The sequence below is a fragment of the Oryzihumus sp. JJN4-3R genome (assembly GCF_057747915.1).
Map to the genome: position 1 here is coordinate 3,362,530 of NZ_CM173229.1, position 16,782 is coordinate 3,379,311.

Consider the following 16,782-nt stretch of genomic DNA (forward strand, 5'->3'; position numbering starts at 1 on the left):
CAGCGACAACCGCATTCGGCGTATGTCGGGTGACGGCTCGGTGACGGCCCCGCAAGCGGGTGCCGTCCCCGGCCCAGCCGGTCCTCAACCGCGCCTGAACCGCGTCTCAGGCGCGGGAGAGCTCGGACCAGGTCACGCCGATCTCGCCGAGCAGCTCGCGCAGCAGCGGCAGGCTGACGCCGATGACGTTGGAGGGGTCGCCCTCGACGCTGGTCACGAACGGGCCGCCGAGGCCGTCGAGGGTGAACGCCCCGGCCACCAGCAGCGGCTCGCCGGTGGCCACGTAGTCGGCGATCTCCTCGTCGGTGAGCTTGGCGAAGTGGACGGTCGTGGAGGCGACCGCGCCCAGGGTCGCCCCGGTGCCGCCGTCCTCGGCGTCGCGGTCGTCGATCAGCCAGTGGCCGGTGTGCAGGACGCCGGAGCGCCCGCGCATCCGCTGCCAGCGTTCGGTCGCCTCGGCGGCGTCAGCGGGCTTGCCGTGCATCTCGCCGTCGAGCTCGAGCACGGAGTCGCACCCGAGCACGATCGCCGCCTCGGGGGCGTCCCCCGGCGCGTCCTCCGACTGCAGCAGGTCCGAGACCGCCTCGCACTTGGCCCGGGCGAGCAGCAGGGCCAGGTCATCGGGCGTGAGGTCGCCGTAGACCTCACGGGCCCGGGCCACCACCGCGTCCTCGTCGACCTCGCTGACCAGCACGAAGGGGTCGATCCCGGCCTTGCGCAGGGTCTCCAGGCGGGCGGGGGAGGCGGATCCGAGGACGAAGGGGGTGGCGCTCGCAGGCATGCGGGGAGGCTACCCGGAGACCGTCCCCGAGCCGGTGCCCGCTCCCGCCGAGGCCCCCGTTGCCTGCTGGGCCCTTGCCTGTTGGCTCGTCGCGTGCAGTCCCGCTGCCGCGTCCTGCCCGTCGGCCGGCCCGGGCCCGGCCGGCCGGGACGGGGCGGCCTTGATCGCGACCGCGACGGCACCGGCGAGGACCATCGCCAGGCCGACCACCCACAGCCCCGTCTTCTGGCTGCCGGTCAGGTCCGCCAGCCACCCGGTCACATAGGGGGCCACGAACCCAGCCGTGTTGCCCACCGAGTTGACCAGCGCGATACCGCCTGCGGCTGCCGCCCCGGTGAGGAAGGTCGTCGGGAGGGCCCAGAACGTCGGCAGGGCGCACATCACCCCGGTGGCGCACACGGTCACGGCCACCATCGCCGCGAGCGGACTGCCGAGGTAGAGCGCCACGGGGATCGCCGCGCCGCCGACGAAGGCGGGCAGCGCCACGTGCCAGACGCGCTCGCGGGTGCGGTCGCCGTGGCGCGCCCAGAGCACCATCGCGACGGCGCCGACGACGTAGGGGACCGAGTTGATCAGTCCCCGCTCGAGGAGGGAGTAGCTGGTGCCGAACTGGGTCTCGAAGCCCTTGATGATCGTGGGCAGGAAGAAGCCGAGGGCGTAGAGGCCGTAGACGATGCCGAAGTAGACGAAGGCCAGGGCCCAGACCCGGCCGCGGGTCAGCGATGCGCGCAGGCCGACGTGGTACTCCCGCTCCTTGGCCGCGTCCTCGGCCTCCATCACCGTGGCCAGGGCCTCGCGCTCGGCGGGCTCCAGCCAGGCGGCGTCGCGCGGGCGGTCGGTGAGGAACCACCAGGTGACCACGCCGAGCAGCACCGCCGGCACGCCCTCGAACAGGAACATCGTGCGCCAGCCGGACAGGCCGAACAGCCCCTGGCCGTGCTCGATGAGCAGCGAGGACAGCGGCGCGCCCAGCGCGGAGGAGATCGGCACCGCGGCCATGAACAGGGCGGTGACCCGGGCGCGGTCGCGCTGGGGGAACCAGTAGGTCAGGTAGAGGATGATCCCGGGGAAGAAGCCGGCCTCGGCGATACCGAGCACGAACCGGAGCGCGACCAGCGTGGTCCCGTTGGGCACGAAGGCGATCGCGCCGGCGACCAGGCCCCACGTGAGCATGATCCGGGCGATCCAGCGGCGGGCGCCGAAGCGGTGCAGCGCCATGTTGCTGGGCACCTCGAGCAGCAGGTAGCCGATGAAGAAGACCCCGGAGGCGAAGCCGAACGCCGTGGCGCTCAGCCCGAGCTCGTCGTTCATGCCGTTGGGGCCGGCGAACGCGATGTTCGTGCGGTCCAGGTAGTTCACGAAGTACAGCAGCGCCAGGTAGGGCGAGAGCCGGCGGGCGACCTTGCGGGTCGCCGATCCCAGCTCGGCCTCGTGCATCGTCGCGGTCATCCGCCGGTCCTCCCCTGTCGGTATCGCGGGTGGCCGGGTCCCTGCGTCAGCCCACGATGTTGTCCACGTAGCACCATCTCCACGCCTCGCCCGGCTCGAAGCTGCGCACCACGGGGTGCCCGGTGTTCCGGAAGTGCCGTTCGGCGTGACGGCCGACGGACGAGTCGCAGCAGCCGACATTGCCACAGGTGAGGCAGAGCCGCAGATGGACGGGCACCGTCCCCTCGCGCTCGCAGTCGGGGCAGCCGGCCGGCGTCTGCGGCTGCACGTGGATGCCGGCCTCCTCCAGGTGGGGGCACTCACCGCCGACGGGCTCGGGGGGCAGGAGCGGCTCGCCGCGCAGGTCCTGGGTGCGCCGTTCGACCCGGTCGAGCATGGACTCCTCGAGGTCGAGGGCAGCCATGACGTGCTCGAGGACCTCGTGGTCGGCGCGCCCGTCGTCCCGGATCTCCAGCACCGCGTCGCGCTCGGCGGCGAGCATCGCCAGGCGCAGCCGCCGGTAGGTCTCGCTGGGTGTCTCGCGGTCGGAGTCGGGGCTGCCGAGGCGCTCCCAGACGATGTTGGTGCGGGTCTCGGCGCGGGCCCGGAGCACCTGCACGGTGTCGGCGTCGGTCTCCTCCGCGACCTTGTCGAGCTCGAGGAGGCCGGCCTTGACGGCGGTCTGCAGCACCGTCGCCTCCTGGAGGGCGTCCTCCCGCGGGTCCGGGCCGTGCACGCCGAGGCGGCGGGCCACCCAGGGCAGCGAGAAGCCCTGGACCAGCAGGGTGCCGGCGACGACGACCAGGGCGGCCAGCACGAGCACCTCGCGGTGGGGCGTGCCCTCCGGGAGGACGAAGGCGGCGGCGAGGGTGACCACGCCGCGCATCCCGGCCCAGGACACGATCGCGGTGTGCGTCCACGGGGTGGACCGGCCGAGCCGGTCCGGCCCCGGGCGGATGGCCAGGTAGCGCGAGGGGAAGATCCACAGCGGCCGCAGCACGATGACGGCCACCAGCACGGCCAGGCAGGCGCCGACGATCTGGCCGATCCCGAGGTGGGAGTGCCGGACGTCGTCGAGCACCCAGCGCACCTGCAGGCCGATGACCAGGAACACGACGTTCTCCAGCAGGAACTGGATGGTGCTCCAGTTGATCCGCTCGCTCAGCCGCGAGGAGGCGCTCTGCAGCACCGGGGCCTGGTGCCCGAGCAGGAGCCCGGCGACCACGACGGCCAGCACGCCCGAGGCGTGGATCGCCTCCGCCGGGAGGTAGGCGAGGAACGGGGTCATGAAGGACAGCGAGGTGTCCAGCACCGAGTCGGTGACGTGCTTGCGGACCAGGCCGACGAGGGCGGCGACCACCACGCCCACGACCAGGCCGCCGACGGCCGAGAGGGCGAACTGGGCGGCGACCCCGCCGACGCTGACCGACCCGGCGATGGCGGCGATGGCGGTGCGCAGGCAGACCAGCGCGGTGGCGTCGTTGACCAGGGACTCGCCCTCGAGCACGGTCACGACCCGGCGGGGCAGGCCGATCCGGCGGGCGATCGCGGTCGCGGCCACGGCGTCCGGCGGGGCGACGACGGCGCCGAGCGCGAACGCCGCCGACAGCGGCACCGGCAGCAGCCACCAGGCGACCAGCCCGACGCCGGCGGCCGTGAAGATGACCAGGCCCACCGAGAGGAAGCCGATCGCGCGGCGGTTGTCCTTGAAGTCGACCAGGGAGCTGCGGATCGCCGCGGCATACAGCAGGGGAGGCAGCAGGCCGACCAGCACGACCTGCGCGCTCAGGTGCACCGGCGGCACGAACGGCAGGTATGACGCCGCCACGCCCACCAGCGTGAGGACCAGCGGGGCGGACACGTCGTAGCGGCGGGCCAGCCCGGCGACGGCGGTGACCGTCCCGACCAGCGCAAGAACTGCGGCGGCGGCATGCACGCGTCGATCCTCGCACCCGGGGTAGGCCGGTTCGGTCACGACGGGCGGCCGCGGGTGTCCGTCGGGTGAACGGTGGCCCAAAGGGCGAGACGGGCGTGACCCGGCACACACCCATCCCGTTGTGCAGCCCGGACCCGGGGCTGGCCGCTGTCCCCGGGCTGACGAAGGGAACACAGCAGCGATGCGATGGACACGCAGGACGACCACGGCGCTCGCGGGGGTGCTGGCCCTCGGGACGGCTGCGCTGGCCGCACCGTCGGCCCAGGCCGCGACCAACGACCCCCTCTACGGCAAGCTCTGGGGGCTCCAGCAGATCCACGCCGAGCAGGCGTGGGCGAGGACCACGGGCGCGGGGGCCGTCGTGGCGGTCGTCGACACCGGCATCGACTTCAGCCAGCCGGATCTGCAGGGTCAGATCCTGCAGGGGGCGACCTTCACCGGCTGCGCGAACACACGCCCGTGCGGCAACGGCGACTTCCGCGGTCCGGACGGCACCAACAACGGCGACGAGCACGGCACCCACGTGGCCGGGACCATCGCCGCGGTCCGGGGCAACGGCATCGGCGTCGTGGGGGTGGCGCCGAACGCCAAGATCCTGCCGGTCAAGGTGCTCGAGGCGGGCTCCGGCTCCAGCCAGGACATCGCCGACGGCATCCGCTGGGCGGCCGACCACGGCGCGAACGTCATCAACATGAGCCTCGGCTCGCTGCCCGGAGGCCAGGTCCTGTCGATCACCGGCGTGGACACGGCGATGAAGGACGCGATCGCCTACGCGCGGTCCAAGGGCGTCCTCACGGTGGCCGCGGCCGGCAACAGCTCGACGGCCCTGTGCAACGACCCGGCCTTCGACAGCGTGGCCATCTGCGTGGGCGCGACCGACAAGCGGGGGCTGCACAGCTGGTACTCCGAGCTGCCCAACAAGCTGGACCACAAGTCGGTGTCGGCACCCGGCGGTGCCGGTCTGTCGGCCCTGGGCCTGCCGGGCCAGTGCGACGAGGACATCTGGTCGACCGTGCCGGTCGGCACCGGGTCCGCCGGGTGCGGCCAGAAGGACTACGACGCGTATGCCGGGACCTCCATGGCGACGCCGCACGTGGCCGGCGTCGCGGCGCTGCTGTACGCCCAGGGGCGCTCGGTCGACCAGGTCGAGAACGCGCTGCTGACGACGGCGGTCACGCCGGCCACGGGCACCCGGGGGACCTACACCCCGGTCTACGGCTACGGCGTCGTCGACGCGCAGGCTGCGGTCAACAGCTGAGCCGGATCCGCGTGTGCGACAAGGCCGCCCGGGGCATCGACGCCCCGGGCGGCCTGCGTCGTCCGAGGGCTGGACCGGGGGTGGTCAGAGCACCCCGGAATCACTGCTAATGTTTTCCCTGCGTTCAGCGCGAGGGACACCTCGAGCGGGCCGGATCCCCTCCCGGGAGCCAGCCGGCCGGGTTTGACCCGGAAGCGCAGAGCGAGTAAGTTTGAAGGGTTGCCAGCGAGGCGGTTCGCAAGAACGGCCGGGTAGCTCGGACAACAACAAGAACGGTAGCCCCGGATCCAGGCGTGAGTCTGGTGGTGGTGCGCGTCCGCTCCTTGAGAACTCAACAGCGTGCCAAAAATCGATGCCAATTACCTCGTCCCGGCGTCCTTGGTGATGTCGGACGAATTTCCTTTGGTTGATTAACGAGATATCAAGTCCAGCGGGCTTGGTTCTGTTTCAGCCGGATTTTTAACCCTTCGGGGTCTGTTTTCCCGCGGCTCCTTGTGAGTCGTTGGGTAGCAAACATCAACGGAGAGTTTGATCCTGGCTCAGGACGAACGCTGGCGGCGTGCTTAACACATGCAAGTCGAACGGTGACGGAGGGAGCTTGCTCCTTCCTGATCAGTGGCGAACGGGTGAGTAACACGTGAGCAACCTGCCCCTCACTCTGGGATAACTCCGGGAAACCGGGGCTAATACCGGATACGACACGGACCCGCATGGGTATCGTGTGGAAAGTTTTTCGGTGGGGGATGGGCTCGCGGCCTATCAGCTTGTTGGTGAGGTAGTGGCTCACCAAGGCGACGACGGGTAGCCGGCCTGAGAGGGCGACCGGCCACACTGGGACTGAGACACGGCCCAGACTCCTACGGGAGGCAGCAGTGGGGAATATTGCACAATGGGCGAAAGCCTGATGCAGCGACGCCGCGTGAGGGATGACGGCCTTCGGGTTGTAAACCTCTTTCAGCAGGGAAGAAGCGCAAGTGACGGTACCTGCAGAAGAAGCACCGGCTAACTACGTGCCAGCAGCCGCGGTAATACGTAGGGTGCGAGCGTTGTCCGGAATTATTGGGCGTAAAGAGCTTGTAGGCGGTTTGTCGCGTCTGCTGTGAAATTTCGGGGCTTAACCCCGAACTTGCAGTGGGTACGGGCAGACTAGAGTGTGGTAGGGGAGACTGGAATTCCTGGTGTAGCGGTGAAATGCGCAGATATCAGGAGGAACACCGATGGCGAAGGCAGGTCTCTGGGCCATAACTGACGCTGAGAAGCGAAAGCATGGGGAGCGAACAGGATTAGATACCCTGGTAGTCCATGCCGTAAACGTTGGGAACTAGGTGTGGGTCTCATTCCACGAGATCCGTGCCGCAGCTAACGCATTAAGTTCCCCGCCTGGGGAGTACGGCCGCAAGGCTAAAACTCAAAGGAATTGACGGGGGCCCGCACAAGCGGCGGAGCATGCGGATTAATTCGATGCAACGCGAAGAACCTTACCAAGGCTTGACATGTACCGGAAACGTGCAGAGATGTGCGCCCCGCAAGGTCGGTACACAGGTGGTGCATGGTTGTCGTCAGCTCGTGTCGTGAGATGTTGGGTTAAGTCCCGCAACGAGCGCAACCCTCGTTCTATGTTGCCAGCACGTGATGGTGGGGACTCATAGGAGACTGCCGGGGTCAACTCGGAGGAAGGTGGGGATGACGTCAAATCATCATGCCCCTTATGTCTTGGGCTTCACGCATGCTACAATGGCCAGTACAAAGGGCTGCGATACCGCGAGGTGGAGCGAATCCCAAAAAACTGGTCTCAGTTCGGATTGGGGTCTGCAACTCGACCCCATGAAGTCGGAGTCGCTAGTAATCGCAGATCAGCAACGCTGCGGTGAATACGTTCCCGGGCCTTGTACACACCGCCCGTCAAGTCACGAAAGTCGGTAACACCCGAAGCCGGTGGCCCAACCCCTTGTGGGAGGGAGCTGTCGAAGGTGGGACTGGCGATTGGGACTAAGTCGTAACAAGGTAGCCGTACCGGAAGGTGCGGCTGGATCACCTCCTTTCTAAGGAGCACTGGCACCCCGCCCGTCACCGATGGTGGTGGGTGGTCATGGTGTCCAGGTGGCCCGCCTCGACCGAACGCGTCGAGGGGGTTGCTCAAGGGTGGAACATCGATTAGTTGGCGCCGTGACGGTTGGTCCGTCCGTTAGTACAGCCCCTTGGGGCGTGGAACGCGGTGACTGGTCGGGACGGTGCTTGGCACGTTGTTGGGTCCTGAGGGATCGGCCGTGGAGGGTGAACCTCCTGCCGTGCTCCTCGGATCAGTACCCGTCACCGGCTCTCCTCTCCTTCGGGTGGGGCGCGCTGGTGGGGTGGACTGGTTGGACCTCACCTGATCGCGAACCGCCGGCCTGGAACAGGGCTGGTAGGCGGGTCAACGGGTGGGGGACCGATCGTTGGTTGAGAACTACACAGTGGACGCGAGCATCTTTGTGGCCAAGTTTTTAAGGGCACACGGTGGATGCCTTGGCACCAGGAACCGAAGAAGGACGTAGGAATCTGCGATAAGCCTCGGGGAGTCGATAACCAGACTGTGATCCGAGGATTTCCGAATGGGGAAACCCGGCTGGAGGCAAGTCCAGTCACCCGCATCTGAACACATAGGGTGCGTGGAGGGAACGTGGGGAAGTGAAACATCTCAGTACCCACAGGAAGAGAAAGCAACCGCGATTCCGTGAGTAGTGGCGAGCGAAAGCGGATGAGGCTAAACCGGGCGTGTGTGATAGCTGGTAGGCGTTGCATGTCCGGGGTCGTGGGACTTTCCCGAGAGGTCTACCAACCTCTCAAGGAGTGAGAAATCTGCGTCATAGTCGAAGGGTCTTGAATGGCCCGGCACAGAGGGTGCGACCCCCGTAGACGAAATGGTGTGGACTCCTGGGAAGTATCCCAAGTAGCACGGGGCCCGAGAAATCCCGTGTGAATCTGGCGGGACCACCCGCTAAGCCTAAATATTCCCTGGTGACCGATAGCGGACAAGTACCGTGAGGGAAAGGTGAAAAGTACCCCGGGAGGGGAGTGAAATAGATCCTGAAACCGTGTGCCTACAATCCGTCGGAGCCTCCTTGTGGGGTGACGGCGTGCCTTTTGAAGAATGAGCCTGCGAGTTAGTGCTCCGTGGCGAGGTTAACCCGTGTGGGGAAGCCGTAGCGAAAGCGAGTCCGAATAGGGCGTTTTTAGTCGCGGGGTCTAGACCCGAAGCGAAGTGATCTACCCATGGCCAGGTTGAAGCGCGGGTAAGACCGCGTGGAGGACCGAACCCACTTAGGTTGAAAACTGAGGGGATGAGCTGTGGGTAGGGGTGAAAGGCCAATCAAACTTCGTGATAGCTGGTTCTCCCCGAAATGCATTTAGGTGCAGCGTCACGTGTTTCTTGCCGGAGGTAGAGCTACTGGATGGCTGATGGGCCTCACCAGGTTACTGACGTCAGCCAAACTCCGAATGCCGGTAAGTGAGAGCGTGGCAGTGAGACTGCGGGGGATAAGCTCCGTAGTCGAGAGGGAAACAGCCCAGACCACCAGCTAAGGTCCCTAAGCGTGTGCTAAGTGGGAAAGGATGTGGAGTTGCTGTGACAACCAGGAGGTTGGCTTAGAAGCAGCCACCCTTTAAAGAGTGCGTAATAGCTCACTGGTCAAGTGATTCCGCGCCGACAATGTAGCGGGGCTCAAGCACACCACCGAAGCTGTGGCATTGACACTTTGCCCGGCCCCTTGTGGGTCCAAGCGTGTTGATGGGTAGGGGAGCGTCGTGTGGCGGGTGAAGCGGCGGAGTGATCCAGCCGTGGACGCTACACGAGTGAGAATGCAGGCATGAGTAGCGAATGACGGGCGAGAAACCCGTCCGCCGAATAACCAAGGGTTCCAGGGTCAAGCTAATCTGCCCTGGGTAAGTCGGGACCTAAGGCGAGGCCGACAGGCGTAGTCGATGGACATCGGGTTGATATTCCCGAACCGGCGAAGAACCGCCCATATCGAACCATGTGATGCTAAACGCCCAAAGCACCAGGTGAAGCCTTCGGGTGGAGTCTGGTTGTGGCGGCCGTGACCCGAGCATGTAGTAGGTAAGCGATGGAGTGACGCAGGAAGGTAGCCTCCGCGTGGCGATGGTTGTCCACGTCTAAAGGTGTAGGGCGAGAGGTAGGCAAATCCGCCTCTCACATAGCCTGAGACCCCATAGTGACCGCGTTAGCGGGAAGAGGGTGATCCTATGCTGCCAAGAAAAACTTCTAGCGAGGTTCGAGCCGCCCGTACCCCAAACCGACTCAGGTGGTTAGGTAGAGAATACCAAGGCGATCGAGTGAATCGTGGTTAAGGAACTCGGCAAAATGCCCCCGTAACTTCGGGAGAAGGGGGGCCCGGATCGTGACCCCACTTGCTGGGTGAGCGTGAACGGCCGCAGAGACCAGGGAGAAGCGACTGTTTACTAAAAACACAGGTCCGTGCGAAGTCGCAAGACGATGTATACGGACTGACGCCTGCCCGGTGCTGGAACGTTAAGGGGACCGGTTAGCCTCACGGCGAAGCTGAGAACTTAAGCGCCAGTAAACGGCGGTGGTAACTATAACCATCCTAAGGTAGCGAAATTCCTTGTCGGGTAAGTTCCGACCTGCACGAATGGCGTAACGACTTCTCCACTGTCTCAACCACGAACTCGGCGAAATTGCACTACGAGTAAAGATGCTCGTTACGCGCAGCAGGACGGAAAGACCCCGGGACCTTTACTACAGCTTGGTATTGGTGTTCGGTACGGCTTGTGTAGGATAGGTGGGAGACTGTGAAGCATGCACGCCAGTGTGTGTGGAGTCAACGTTGAAATACCACTCTGGTCGTTCTGGATATCTAACCTCGGTCCGTGATCCGGATCAGGGACAGTGCCTGGTGGGTAGTTTAACTGGGGCGGTTGCCTCCTAAAAGGTAACGGAGGCGCCCAAAGGTTCCCTCAGCCTGGTTGGCAATCAGGTTTTGAGTGTAAGTGCACAAGGGAGCTTGACTGCGAGACAGACATGTCGAGCAGGGACGAAAGTCGGGACTAGTGATCCGGCGGTGGCTTGTGGAAGCGCCGTCGCTCAACGGATAAAAGGTACCCCGGGGATAACAGGCTGATCTTGCCCAAGAGTCCATATCGACGGCATGGTTTGGCACCTCGATGTCGGCTCGTCGCATCCTGGGGCTGGAGTAGGTCCCAAGGGTTGGGCTGTTCGCCCATTAAAGCGGTACGCGAGCTGGGTTTAGAACGTCGTGAGACAGTTCGGTCCCTATCCGCTGTGCGCGTAGGAAACTTGAGAAGAGCTGTCCCTAGTACGAGAGGACCGGGATGGACGAACCTCTGGTGTGTCAGTTGTCCTGCCAAGGGCACCGCTGATTAGCTACGTTCGGAAGTGATAACCGCTGAAAGCATCTAAGCGGGAAGCACGCTTCAAGATGAGGTTTCCAGGCCCGTAAGGGTGAGAGGCTCCCAGCTAGACTACTGGGTTGATAGGCCGGATGTGGAAGCACAGTAATGTGTGGAGCTGACCGGTACTAATAAGCCGATAACTTGATACAAAGATGCTACGCGTCCACTGTGTGGCTCCCGAGCAACGGCCGGGACCACAACTCAATACTGCACAACTTCGTGTTGTGAGCAGCCGTAACGCTCGACAGGGTTACGGCGGCCATAGCGAAGGGGAAACGCCCGGTCCCATTCCGAACCCGGAAGCTAAGCCCTTCAGCGCCGATGGTACTGCACTGGTGACGGTGTGGGAGAGTAGGACGCCGCCGGACAAACATTGAACGAAAGGCCCCACCACTGGTGGGGCCTTTCGCATTTCCCGGGAACGGGATGTGTCGATCCCGGGAACGTGATGTGTCGACTCGCACTTCCCGATTCTCGCTTTACGCCCGGGTCACGTGACGCCCTTCATGGACGTAGCGAAGGGGGCTGCCGGGTGATCCCGGCAGCCCCCTTCTGTCGTCATGGTGCCGACGTCATGGTGCCGTCTTCATGGCGCCGACGTGATGGCGCCGACGTGATGGCGCCATCACGTCGGCGCCGGCTCAGCCCAGGACGGCCTCACGGAGCACGTCGAGGCCGACACCGCCGATGTCGAGGGCGCGACGGTGGAAAGCCTTGATGTCGAAGGCATCTCCCTCACGCTGCTTGACCTCGTCGCGCAGCTGCATCCAGAGCCGCTCGCCGATCTTGTAGGAGGGGGCCTGCCCCGGCCAGCCGAGGTAGCGGTTGAGCTCGAAGCGCAGCATGCCCTCGGACTCGAAGGCGTGAGACGTCAGGAACGTCCAGGCCTTGTCATAGGTCCACTCACCGCCGCCGACCTCCTCCGGTGCCTCGAAGCCGCAGTGGACGCCGATGTCGATGACGACGCGGGCGGCGCGCAGGGACTGTCCGTTGAGCATGCCCATGTAGTTGCCCGGGTCATCCAGGTAGCCCAGCTCGGCCATGAGCCGCTCGGAGTAGAGCGCCCAGCCTTCGCCGTGGCCGGAGGTCCAGGAGAAGAGCCGGCGCCAGCGGTTGAGCAGCTCGGACCGGAAGACGGTCTGGGCGACCTGGAGGTGATGCCCCGGCACGCCCTCGTGGTAGACGGTCGTCAGCTCGCTCCAGGTGCCGAACTGCGTCTCGCCCTTGGGGATCGACCACCACATGCGGCCGGGGCGGCTGAAGTCCTCGCTGGGGCCGGTGTAGTAGATGCCGCCGGTCTGGGTCGGCGCGATCATGCACTCGATGGTGCGCACCGGACCGGGGATGTCGAAGTGCGTGTCGGCGAGGTTGCTGATGGCCTCGTCGGCCTTCTCCTGCATCCAGGCCTTGAGCGCGTCCGTGCCGTGCAGCTGGTAGGCCGGGTCGGCCTTGAGGTGGGCGATCGCCTCCGGGACGCTCGAGCCGGGCTTGATCCGCTCGGCGACCTTCTGCATCTCGGCGGTGATCCGGGCCAGCTCGGCCTTGCCCCACTCGTAGGTCTCGGCCAGGTCCACCTCGGCGCCGAGGAAGTAGCGGGAGAGCAGCGCGTAGCGCTCCTGGCCGCAGGCGTCGGACTCCGGTGCCCGGTCCAGCAGGTTCGCGGCCAGCCACTGCCCGAGGTCGGCGTAGGCGTCGGAGGCGGCCTGCACCGACGCGCGCAGCTCGCCGGCCAGGGGCTCCTCCAGGGCAGCGTCCCCGGTGGTGGCGCCCGCGACCAGGGTGGCGAAGTAGCCGTCGGGTGCGGTGTGGTCCTGGCACTGCTTGATGCACTCCTGCACCTGGCGGCGCGGGGTGACGTTGCCGGCGTCGGCGGCCTTGCTCAGGGACTGCTTCCACAGCTCGAGCGCCGCGGGCACCTTGGCCATGCGGCGGGCGAAGACGCCCCACTGCTCGGCGGTGTCCGTGGGCATGAGGTCGAAGGAGTCGCGGATCTCCTGCATCGGCGAGGCGATGACGTTCAGCGACATCTCGTCGAGTCCGGCGGCGTGCATCTCCTCGGCCAGGCCGAGCCGCTCGCGCATCGCAGCGATGGTCACGCGGTCGATGTCGTCGACCGGGACGGCCTCGGCCAGCGCAGCCAGCGTCTTCTGGCGCAGGCTGGCGTGGGCCTGGTGGCCCGCGGGCGAGAAGTCGTCGATGTCCTCGTCGTGTCCGGGGATGCCCAGGTAGGTCGCCGTGAGCGGGCTCAGCTCGACGACGGCGTCGAGGTAGCCGTCGGCGATGCGGTCGAGGTCGGTGGTGGGTCGCGCGGTCTGCGCGTGAGCTTCGTTGGTCACGCGCTCGAACGTATCGCGGGTGGTCGCCGATATCGACGGCTTTGGTGCGCAACGTGCCGGGCACCGACAGGGCGCCCAGGGCCGCGGCGAGCACGCCACGGCTGCGGGGTGCAGGTTCTCGCTACTCGAGCCAGGACGCCGTGGTCCGCGTCCGCAGCCGCCACAGGGCCAGCGCCTCGCGCTGGTCGGGGGAGGCCCATTCCTGCACGAAGGCGGTCAGCCGCTCGCAGGAGGCCACCATCTGGGCCTGCCGGTCGGCCCACACCGGGCGTGCACCGTAGCCCTCGAAGAGCGCGTCGAGGTCGTCGACGCGGTCAGGGTGGTGCATGCGCACGATCCACTCCGCCCACGCCAGGTCCTGCAGGGGATGGCCCACGTCGACCATCTCCCAGTCGAGCAGGGCCGTGACCTCGCCGCTGTCGGGGTCCAGGAGGAGGTTCTGCGGGCCGAAGTCGCCGTGGCAGCGCACCAGTGCCGGGGAGGGCGCTGGGTCGTCGCCGGGCAACCCGGTGCGCGGCAGCGTGGCCACCGTCGCGGCCAGCGCGCCACAGGCCCGCAGCACCAGGGCCCCGTGGCCGGCGTCGAGCAGGTCCTGACCCGGGGTGCCGGGTGCCAGCTCGGTGACCGTCTGGGCGCCCGTGCCGGACACCAGCACCGGAACGGGCACCACCCCGGCGAAGGCGCGCAGCGCCGCCTGCTCCCGGGCGGCCCGCCGGGCTGGGTCCGGACCCTGGTAGGTCTTGGTGACCAGCCGGCCGTCGGTGTCGGTCAGGTTCGTGTAGCCGTGAAGCATGAGCGACTCTCGAGATCGCGGGAGCCGGGCGCGGCGCGCTCGGACGGCAGGTGGGTCAGCGCGGCCAGGCCGAGGCGCGCCAGGCGCCCCGACCGTGGACGTGCGGCGCCCGCACGAGCCGCTCGCGCGACGCCCACACCGAGGTGTGCCGGGGTGCCGGCTCCTCGGTGGCGGAGCCGGCCGCAGCCGCCAGGACGGCCACCAGCGCGGCGACCTCCTCGGGGGTCGCGTTGCCGCGGGCCACCGAGATCGGGATCACCTGCGCGGTGGCCTCCGGCGTGGTCGCGTCGTCGCCGCTCACAGCGGGATGTTCCCGTGCTTCTTGGGCGGCAGCGTCTCGCGCTTGTTCTTCAGCGCGCGCAGTGCCTTGATGACGTACGAGCGCGTGTAGGACGGCGGGATCACCGAGTCCACGTAGCCGCGCTCTGCCGCGACATACGGGTTGGCGAGGGTGTCCTCGTACTCGGTGATGAACCGCTGGCGGGCCTCGGCGAGGTCCTCGCCGCGCTCGGCGGCGGCCGCGAGCTCCTTGCGGTAGAGGATGTTGACCGCGCCCTGGGCGCCCATCACGGCGATCTGGGCGGTCGGCCAGGCGAGGTTGATGTCGGCGCCGAGGTGCTTGGACCCCATGACGTCGTAGGCGCCGCCGTAGGCCTTGCGGGTGATGATCGTGACCTTGGGGACGGTGGCCTCGGCGTAGGCGTAGATGAGCTTGGCGCCGCGGCGGATGATGCCGTTCCACTCCTGGTCGGTGCCGGGCAGGAAGCCGGGGACGTCCACGAAGGTCAGCACCGGCACGTTGAACGCGTCGCAGGTGCGCACGAAGCGCGCGGCCTTCTCGGAGGCGTCGATGTCGAGGGTGCCGGCGAACTGCATCGGCTGGTTGGCCACGACGCCCACCGAGCGGCCCTCGACCCGGCCGAAGCCGCAGATGATGTTGGGCGCGAAGAGCGGCTGCACCTCGCAGAAGTCACCGTCGTCGACCACGTGCTCGATGACGGTGTGCATGTCATAGGGCTGGTTGGCCGAGTCCGGGATGAACGTGTCGAGGAAGGCGTCCTCGTCGGTGACCGTGACGTCCACGTCGACGTCGAACGCCGGGGCGTCCTCCATGTTGTTGGACGGCAGGTAGGACAGCAGCGACTTCACGTAGTCGATCGCGTCGTCCTCGTCGCTGCCCATGTAGTGGGCCACGCCGGACTTGGTGTTGTGCGAACGGGCGCCGCCGAGGTCCTCGAACGCCACGTCCTCGCCGGTGACCGTCTTGATGACGTCGGGGCCGGTGATGAACATGTGGGAGGTCTGGTCGACCATGACGGTGAAGTCGGTGATCGCGGGGGAGTAGACCGCGCCGCCGGCGCAGGGCCCCATGATGAGGGAGATCTGCGGGATGACACCCGAGGCGTGCACGTTGCGCTGGAAGATCTCGCCGTAGAGGCCGAGGGAGACCACGCCCTCCTGGATGCGGGCGCCGCCGGAGTCGTTGATGCCGATGACCGGGCAGCCGGTCTTCATCGCCAGGTCCATGACCTTGACGATCTTCTCGCCGAAGACCTCGCCGAGGGAGCCGCCGAAGACGGTGAAGTCCTGGGCGAACACGCAGACCGGGCGGCCGTCGACCGTGCCGTAGCCGGTGACGACCCCGTCGCCGTAGGGGCGGTTCTTCTGCTGACCGAACGCGGTCGAGCGGTGTCGCGCGAGCTCGTCCATCTCGACGAACGAGCCCTCGTCGAGCAGCTGCTCGATCCGCTCCCGTGCGGTCTTCTTGCCCTTCGCGTGCTGCTTCTCGACCGCACGCGCCGACCCGGCGTGGACCGCCTCGTCGTTGCGCTGGTGCAGGTCGGCCAGCTTGCCCGCGGTGGTGTGGATGTCGATCGCCGGGGCGTCGACGGCATCCGGACTCTGAACAGCATCAGCCATGCCGGGCAGCCTAGCCTTAGCAGCGTGCGAGAACCTCTGCGCGTCCCTGCTCTGCAGGAGGCGTTGCTCACCCCGGAGGGCCCGTGGAGTGCCCTCGACGTGCTCGAGAGCGTCGACTCGACCAACCTCGAGGCCCTGCGCGACCCCCGTCCGTGGCGCGTGGTGGTCGCCGACCACCAGAGCGCCGGCCGCGGCCGGCTCACCCGCCAGTGGGAGGCGCCGGCCCGCGCGTCGGTCGCCGTCTCCGTGGTGCTGCCCGTGGGCGGCAGCCAGGATCTGGGCTGGTTGCCCCTGGTCACCGGTATGGCGATGGGCCGGGCCCTCGCCGACGTCGCCGGGGTGCCGGTCGGGTTGAAGTGGCCGAACGACGTGCTGATCGAGGAGCAGAAGGTCAGCGGCGTGCTCTGCGAGCTGACCGCCTCCGGCTCGGTCGTGGTCGCCGGGGCGGGCGCCAACGTCGACCAGGAGCGCGAGGAGCTGCCGGTGCCGACCGCCACCTCGCTGCGCCTGGCGGGGGCTCCGGAGGCCACCCGGGAGGACGTCATCGTCGCGTTCCTGCGGCACCTGGCGGACCTGCACGGCCAGTGGGTGCTCGGGGGAGCGGCGCTGGGCGGCGTGCGGACGGCATACCGGGCCTCCTGCGTGACGATCGGGGCGGAGGTGGACGTCCACCAGCCCGGGGGTGGCCTGCTGCGCGGCACCGCGACAGGGGTGGACGACAGCGGCCGGCTGGTGCTGGACACCGAGCGGGGACGGGTGGTCCACGCGGCCGGTGACGTCGTCCATGTGCGCCCCGTCACATGAGCACAGCCGGACAGGGCATGATCGGGCGTGTGCCCACCATCACCATGACGCGCTGACGCGTGCCCCGCATCGGTCGACACCGTGCCCGCCCCGGAG

The 16,782-nt window shown here is 67.2% G+C and carries 9 protein-coding genes and 3 rRNA genes; 5 read left to right on the forward strand and 7 right to left on the reverse strand.

Annotation, left to right across the window (positions count from 1 at the left end):
- Positions 1-106: 106 nt before the first annotated feature.
- Genes AC3ANM_RS16100 through AC3ANM_RS16110 form a run of 3 tightly spaced genes read right to left on the reverse strand, consistent with a single transcriptional unit; the run spans position 107 to position 4,145 of the window.
- Complete coding sequence (locus AC3ANM_RS16100) at positions 107-781, reverse strand: Maf family protein (protein ID WP_488285427.1); 675 nt, start codon at positions 779-781, stop codon at positions 107-109.
- Positions 782-790: 9 nt separating this feature from the next.
- A complete protein-coding gene (locus tag AC3ANM_RS16105) occupies positions 791-2,230 on the reverse strand; it encodes an MFS transporter (RefSeq protein ID WP_488285428.1) in 1,440 nt (479 codons plus the stop codon).
- Between the two features lie 46 nt (positions 2,231-2,276).
- Positions 2,277-4,145 carry a Na+/H+ antiporter gene (locus AC3ANM_RS16110; protein ID WP_488285429.1) on the reverse strand — a complete coding sequence of 623 codons (1,869 nt, stop codon included), beginning with the start codon at positions 4,143-4,145 and terminating at the stop codon, positions 2,277-2,279.
- 181 nt (positions 4,146-4,326) lie between these two features.
- Here AC3ANM_RS16110 and AC3ANM_RS16115 point away from each other — a divergent pair, with 181 nt between their 5' ends.
- The 4 genes from AC3ANM_RS16115 (at position 4,327) to rrf (ending at position 11,201) form a co-directional block, all read left to right on the forward strand.
- Positions 4,327-5,403 carry a S8 family serine peptidase gene (locus AC3ANM_RS16115; protein ID WP_488285430.1) on the forward strand — a complete coding sequence of 359 codons (1,077 nt, stop codon included), beginning with the start codon at positions 4,327-4,329 and terminating at the stop codon, positions 5,401-5,403.
- A 516-nt stretch (positions 5,404-5,919) separates the two neighbouring features.
- A 16S ribosomal RNA gene (locus AC3ANM_RS16120) occupies positions 5,920-7,445 on the forward strand.
- A 431-nt stretch (positions 7,446-7,876) separates the two neighbouring features.
- A 23S ribosomal RNA gene (locus AC3ANM_RS16125) occupies positions 7,877-10,982 on the forward strand.
- 102 nt (positions 10,983-11,084) lie between these two features.
- A 5S ribosomal RNA gene (rrf, locus tag AC3ANM_RS16130) occupies positions 11,085-11,201 on the forward strand.
- Together the 16S, 23S and 5S rRNA genes form the textbook arrangement of a ribosomal RNA operon.
- A 273-nt stretch (positions 11,202-11,474) precedes the next feature.
- Here the strand turns inward: rrf and AC3ANM_RS16135 are convergent.
- The 4 genes from AC3ANM_RS16135 to AC3ANM_RS16150 form a co-directional block, all read right to left on the reverse strand.
- Positions 11,475-13,169: a DUF885 domain-containing protein gene (locus AC3ANM_RS16135; protein WP_488285431.1), complete on the reverse strand. Its 1,695-nt coding sequence runs from the start codon at positions 13,167-13,169 to the stop codon at positions 11,475-11,477.
- Between the two features lie 121 nt (positions 13,170-13,290).
- Positions 13,291-13,962, reverse strand: a complete 672-nt coding sequence (locus tag AC3ANM_RS16140; RefSeq protein WP_488285432.1) for a phosphotransferase — start codon at positions 13,960-13,962, stop codon at positions 13,291-13,293.
- A 55-nt stretch (positions 13,963-14,017) separates the two neighbouring features.
- Positions 14,018-14,263 carry an acyl-CoA carboxylase epsilon subunit gene (locus AC3ANM_RS16145; RefSeq protein ID WP_488285433.1) on the reverse strand — a complete coding sequence of 82 codons (246 nt, stop codon included), beginning with the start codon at positions 14,261-14,263 and terminating at the stop codon, positions 14,018-14,020.
- Positions 14,260-15,882: an acyl-CoA carboxylase subunit beta gene (locus AC3ANM_RS16150; protein WP_488285434.1), complete on the reverse strand. Its 1,623-nt coding sequence runs from the start codon at positions 15,880-15,882 to the stop codon at positions 14,260-14,262. Before AC3ANM_RS16150 ends, AC3ANM_RS16145 begins: the two co-directional genes overlap by 4 nt.
- Before the next feature lie 24 nt (positions 15,883-15,906).
- Between AC3ANM_RS16150 and AC3ANM_RS16155 the strand changes: the two genes are divergently transcribed.
- The gene (locus tag AC3ANM_RS16155; protein ID WP_488285435.1) at positions 15,907-16,686 is read left to right on the forward strand and encodes a biotin--[acetyl-CoA-carboxylase] ligase; all 780 of its coding nucleotides are present in this window, start codon (positions 15,907-15,909) and stop codon (positions 16,684-16,686) included.
- Positions 16,687-16,782: the final 96 nt, after the last annotated feature.